General features: G+C 64.7%; 1 protein-coding gene. It reads left to right on the top strand.

What is annotated here, in order from left to right:
* A partial coding sequence (locus ABD715_RS17790; protein ID WP_486357908.1) for an MFS transporter occupies positions 1–572 on the top strand: 572 nt, incomplete at both ends.

The raw sequence follows: 572 nt of genomic DNA, 5'->3' as shown, positions 1-572 counted from the left end.
GATGCTGCTGATGCTGGGGCTCTATTCCCTGGCGGTGAGCGTGGGCGTTCCACCGGTCGCCGTGGGGATAGGCTTTGGCGCGGTATTCGCCGTGGCCATTGCCGCGCTGCTGGCGGGCCGGGTGTTTCTCGGCGTCGGCGAGAGCTTTACCGCCACCGGCGCCACCCTGTGGGGGATCAAAACCGTCGGCGCGATCCACACGTCACGGGTTATCTCCTGGAACGGCGTGGCGACCTATGTGGCGATGGCGGTCGGGGCGCCGCTGGGAGTTACCCTCAATCACTATTTTGGCATCAGCGGCTTTGCTACGGTGGTAGTGCTGGTCGCGGCCATCGGTCTGCTGTTCGCTCGTACCCGCCAGGACGTCAAGGTGAACGCCGGCGCCAGAGCGCCCTTTCACGCGGTGGTGCGAAAAATCTGGCCTTACGGCCTGGGGCTGGCCTTTGGCACCGTCGGTTTCGGCGTTATCGCCACCTTTATCACCCTCTACTTCGCCGCGCACAGCTGGCAGGGCGCCGCGTTTACCCTTTCGCTGTTCAGCGTCGGCTTTATCTGCGTTCGCCTGGTGCTGG

The sequence above is a fragment of the Postechiella marina genome, assembly GCF_039538365.1.
Classification (GTDB): domain Bacteria; phylum Bacteroidota; class Bacteroidia; order Flavobacteriales; family Flavobacteriaceae; genus Postechiella; species Postechiella marina.
This window is presented reverse-complemented; position numbering and strand designations above follow the sequence as displayed.